The 5,099-nt window shown below is 61.6% G+C and carries 4 protein-coding genes and 1 pseudogene; 1 reads left to right on the forward strand and 4 read right to left on the reverse strand.

Going from position 1 to position 5,099, the window contains the following annotated elements; all coding sequences use genetic code 11:
• From QOC89_RS20515 to QOC89_RS20530, 4 genes are all read right to left on the reverse strand, one after another.
• Window positions 1-845: PfkB family carbohydrate kinase (locus QOC89_RS20515; RefSeq protein ID WP_323046693.1), on the reverse strand; the 845-nt coding region annotated here is incomplete at its 3' end.
• Window positions 846-911: 66 nt separating this feature from the next.
• Window positions 912-1,751 (reverse strand): ATP-binding cassette domain-containing protein, encoded by an 840-nt coding sequence (locus QOC89_RS20520; RefSeq protein ID WP_323046694.1) that lies wholly within the window; start codon window positions 1,749-1,751, stop codon window positions 912-914.
• A 13-nt stretch (window positions 1,752-1,764) separates the two neighbouring features.
• Window positions 1,765-2,967, reverse strand: coding sequence for an ABC transporter permease (locus QOC89_RS20525; protein WP_323046695.1), 1,203 nt, complete (start codon window positions 2,965-2,967; stop codon window positions 1,765-1,767).
• Between the two features lie 201 nt (window positions 2,968-3,168).
• The gene (locus QOC89_RS20530) at window positions 3,169-4,215 is read right to left on the reverse strand and encodes a sugar ABC transporter substrate-binding protein (protein WP_323046696.1); all 1,047 of its coding nucleotides are present in this window, start codon (window positions 4,213-4,215) and stop codon (window positions 3,169-3,171) included.
• Window positions 4,216-4,492: 277 nt separating this feature from the next.
• Between QOC89_RS20530 and QOC89_RS20535 the strand changes: the two are divergent.
• A pseudogene (locus QOC89_RS20535) lies at window positions 4,493-5,099 on the forward strand (MurR/RpiR family transcriptional regulator); the annotation flags it as partial.

Raw genomic sequence — 5,099 nt, forward strand, 5'->3', positions numbered from 1 at the left:
TGGCAGCCCATCGGCCCGCGCTTCAGGACCAATGTGGCCGGTGTCACGGCGCGCACCGTCGCGAGTGCGTCGACGAGTTCGCTCTTGCCGCCGGCGATGCGGAATTCTTCCTCGGTGCCGATCACCAGGTCGAACAAAGGCAGAATGCGCTGCAAGTGCACGCTCACGCCTTCGCTCGCGACGAAGCGGGTTTCGCCGTCCGCTTTGCCTGTGAGGCCCCACAACACGGGGCGATAATCGATATCGAGCACGGTGCGCACGTTGTTGCGCCGCGCGTAATCCAGGGCGCGGCGGCTGGTGCGGTTCACCTGCTCGGTCGAAAAATGCGTGCCCGTAATCAGCAGCGCTTTCGACGAAGCGATGTACGCCTCGTCGAAATCCGCCTCATCCACCGCCATATCCGCGCAGTTCTCACGATAGAAGATCAGCGGAAACGTATCGCGATCTTTCAGGCCGAGCAGAACGAGCGCGGTGAGGCGCTCGTGATCGATACGCACATGACTGACGTCGCAGCCTTCCTTCGCCAAGGTCTCGGTGAGAAAGCGGCCCATGTGGTCGTTGCCGACGCGCGCCAGCATCGCCGATTGCAATCCGAGCCGCGCGCAACCGAACGCGATATTCGCCGACGACCCGCCGAGATACTTCGCGAAGCTCGACACGTCTTCGAGCCGCGCGCCGACCTGCTGCGCGTACAGATCGACGGCGAGGCGGCCAAGACAGAGGATGTCGCGGCTGCGATCCGGCGCGAAACGGCTGGCTGTGGCCGCTGATGCGGACGCGGGTTCAATGCCGCTTGCGTTCCCGTTCACGATCCCGGTGCCGCTGGATGTGTTGGAATGATCCATGAATATTCCTGAATAGCTGAGCGCGGTCGCGAGGCGCGGCAAGCGCCGGCAACCTGCGCGAATGAATCAGATCGTCGCGCCTTCGAGTTCGCCGATCATCTTCTGCATTTCGGCGCCGCCGGCCATCATGTCGAGCACTTCATCCTTGCTGATGGTGTCTTTGGTGAAGGTGCCCAGCGACTTGCCGCGATTGAGCAGCGTGAACGAATCGCCGATCGGGTACGCGTGATGCACGTTGTGCGTGATGAAGATCACCGAGATGCCTTTTGCGCGCGCCGTGTGAATCAGCTTCAGCACGTTGAAGCTCTGCTTGACGCCGAGCGCGGCGGTCGGTTCGTCGAGAATCAGCACGCGCGCGCCGAAGTGAATCGCCCGCGCGATCGCCAGGCATTGCTTCTCGCCGCCGGACATGGTGCCGATCGGCTGATGCGGGTCACGCACGTTGATGCCCATCTCCGCAAGCTTGTCGCGCGCGGTGGTCGCGCTGGTTTCGAGGTCCATCACCTTCAGAAAGCCGAACAGTTTCTTTTGCGGCTCACGGCCCATGAAGAAGTTGCGCGCGACCGAGAGCAACGGCACCAGCGCCAGATCCTGGTAGACGGTGGCGATCCCGAGATCGAGCGCGTCTTTCGGCGACCCGAATAGCACGGGTTTGCCGTCGACCAGATACTGGCCGGAAGAGGGTTGATGCACACCGGCCAACGTTTTGATCAGCGTCGATTTGCCCGCGCCGTTGTCGCCGAGCAGGCAATGTACTTCACCGCGTTTCAGGCGCAAGGTCACGCCGCTCAGCGCGATGACCTGGCCGAAGTATTTGCTGACGTCTTCGAGCGCGAGGATCATGTCGTCCTGCGGTGCGCTCTTGCTCGCGGTACCCGCAGTGTTCACGGTATTCGTATCGGACATGGTCGTCTCCTCCTTACGACTGCGCGACGCGGCGGCGCACATAGTGATTGAACAGCACGGCGATCAGCAGCATCACGCCGAGGAACACGCGGAACCAGTCGGAGTCGACATTCGTATAGGTGATGCCGATCTGCACCACGCCGAAGATCAGCGCGCCGAAGCAGGCGCCGATCACCGAGCCGTAGCCGCCGGTCAGCAGCGTGCCGCCGATCACCGCCGCAATGATGGCTTCGAATTCCGCCTGCAGCCCACGGTCGGCCGCTGCCGACCCGATGTCGCACACTTGCAGCACCGCGAACAGGCAGGCGCAGAACGCGGTCAGCACGAACAGTGAGATCTTCACGCGCCGCACCGGCACGCCGACGTTTTTGGCCGCGTTGGCGTCACCGCCGACCGCGAAAATCCAGTTGCCGAAGCGGGTCTTGGCCAGCGTGAACGCACAGACTGCGGCAAGCGCGAACCACCAGAGCAGGACTTTCGGAATGCCCGGCACGAGCGGATTGCCGTTGTCGAGCAGTTTCACGACACCGATCTGGCCGAGCCAGATGAACAGGCCCTTGAACGCGACACCCTGGAACAGGGTGTGGGCGAGCCAGTCGTGAGCGGCAACGTCGCCCACGCCGGAGATGATCGTGCGGTCGGCGAACATGACCGACAGGGCCAGGGTGAGCCCACGCAAGATGAAGAGGAACGCCAGCGTCACGATAAACGACGGCAGCCGCGTGCGCATCACCAGATAACCGTTGAGTGCGCCGAGCAGCATCGAGCCGGCGAAAGCAAACAGGATCGACAACGCAATCGGCCAATGGAAGTACATGGTGGGCAGCGCGACCATCATGCCCGAGAAGCCGATCATCGAGCCGATCGACAGATCGAATTCGCCGGCAATCATCAGGAGGCACGCACCGACAGCGATCAGGCCGAGATACGCGGCCACTTGCGACCAGTTCATCACGCCGTCGAGGTTGAACATGCCGGAGTTGCCGGCCGCAATCCCGAACACGAGGAACACCATCGCGGTGCCGGCAAGGGCGGCGAATTCCGGACGGTTCAGCAGATGCCTGAACCACGATTCCTGGCGCACACGTTCATCGGACCCTGCGGACCCCGCGGCGCCGGTCGCCGATGCCGGCGCCCCGTTGGGCGTCGACGCCGTTCCGGTAGCGGAAGGGGGCTGCTTGCGGGGATGGAAATGGAAGGGGTTGGCTACGCCCATTGAAGCTCTCCTTGATGCGCCCGGGGTGGCAGTCGAGAGCGGATTGCAATCTGACCGCATGGCGCGTGATGCTCGTAAAACGTGGTGAATCCAGGCGTGGGGCGGCCCGGCCGGCTGGGGCCGGCCGCATCCACTTTTTCTTCATACCTGCCGGAACGGTTGTCCCGTCTCCGTAACTCCAGCGAAATCCAGCGAAATGCGTTAGCGATACTGCCCGGCGTACTTGACCACCTTGTCGATATTGGCCTTGGTGATGAAGCCCGGGCCGGAACCGATATTGCGCGGCCCATAGGCGGGTGCCAGGCCGTAAGTCGCGAGGCGTTGCTTGAACTTCGGATTCGCTTCGAGGATCTGGCGGATCTTCGCCGGATCGGTGGTGTGTTCCTTCTTCACGATGGCCAGAACGGCGACCGGGATATAGCCTTGCAGGTAGGGTTGCTGGTCGATTGCGAACTGGATCGTGCCGTCCTGGATGCCCTTCGCGATGTCATTGTCGAAGTCGAAGGTTGCGAACCAGACCTTGCCGGCAAGGCCCATCTGCTGCAGCGCCTTGATCGTCGGCGCGGCCGACAGCGGACCGAGCGTGAGCACCGCCTGGGTGTTCGGATGGTTGCGCAGATACGCGCTTACTTTCGATTGCACACCGGTGGGGTCCTGGCCTGCGTCGAGCGTGGAAGACTTGAAGTCGACGCCGATTGCTTCGGCAAAGCCTCGGCAGCGTTCGAACGAAGCTGGGTTGGTGGCGTAATGGTTGACGCACAGGAACGACTTGATGCCCGCTGCTTTTGCTTTCTCTCCCGCCGCTTTGCCCGCGGTGTATTCAGGCTGACCGACGTGCATGATTGCGCCAAGCTGCGCGCTTTGCGCCTCGGTGCCGGAATTGATCGTGACGAGCGGGATGTGTTTCTCGGTGACCTTGGAGATCGCACTCTTGAGTACGTCGAAGTCGGCGATCGAGACGATCACGCCGTCGTAGTTGCGTGCGGCCGCCTGTTCGATCAGACGCGCCATGTCGGCAATGTCGCCGTTCGGCGGATTACGGTAATCGGTCTCGACGTTGAAATCTTCGTCGGCCTGTTTGATGGCGTTCTTGATGGTGTTCCACCACGAATCCGAATCCGGCGCGTGGCTGATCAGCACGAAGTGAGCGTCAGCCGCTCGGGCGGCCGACGCCGCACCGAATCCCGTCGCCAACGTCAATGCCGTCACCAGAATCCTGAGCGTAGCCTTGCCCTTGCAAAGTCTCATTGTCTCCACCTTTCTCGGTCTGTCGTTATTGAAGGGAGCGTCTGGCAGGCGGCCTTACGGATGCGCGCGCTGCGGCATGGATCAGCCGATGCACCATCGCTCACGACCAAGATTAGGCCAACTTCCGAAGCGTTGCAATGGAAATTTCATGAAAAATAAAAATGGAAAATACATTCCATTTGATGGGGTGGCTGCCTATAATCCGCAGCGTCAGGAAGCGCTGCGTCGCGCGTTGAAAGCGTATTGCGCACTGCAATAAAGCAAAGAAGAGAGAGCCATGGCGGAAGAGAGCACCGAAGACTTGCCGAGCGTCGAGGAATTGATGCAACGCATCGCGGAGAATTACGAGGCGCTGCCGCGTCAATTGAAGAATGTCGCGACCTATCTGGAGCAGCATCGCTCGAGCGTGATGGTGGATCGCACCAGCGATATCGCCGCGAGCTGCGGCGTGCATCCGTCCGCGGTGGTGCGCTTTGCGCAGCGCTTCGGGTTTTCCGGATTCTCCGATCTGCAGGCGGTGTTTCGTCAGGCGTATACAGGGCAGGGCACGTCCTCGCCAAGTTATCAGCAGAGGATTCGCAAGCTGATCGACGAGAAGCCCGGCGCGTTATCCGGCGGTTCGGTCGCGCGTGAATTCATTGCGGCCTCACGTGGGGGACTTGAAGAACTGGAAGCCGGTCTTGACGACAAGCAGTTCGACGCCGCCGTGAAGATGCTTCAGCAGGCGGACAACATCTACGTGATCGGCGTGCGGCGCTCGTTTCCGGTGGCGAGCTATATTGTCTACGCGTTGCAGCACACGCCAAAGCGCGTGCATCTGGTGTCCGGTTTCGGCGGCATGTACCGCGAACAGATTCGCAGCGTGAAGAAGGGCGACGTGGTGA

The organism is Paraburkholderia sp. (assembly GCF_034668105.1).
GTDB lineage: Bacteria > Pseudomonadota > Gammaproteobacteria > Burkholderiales > Burkholderiaceae > Paraburkholderia.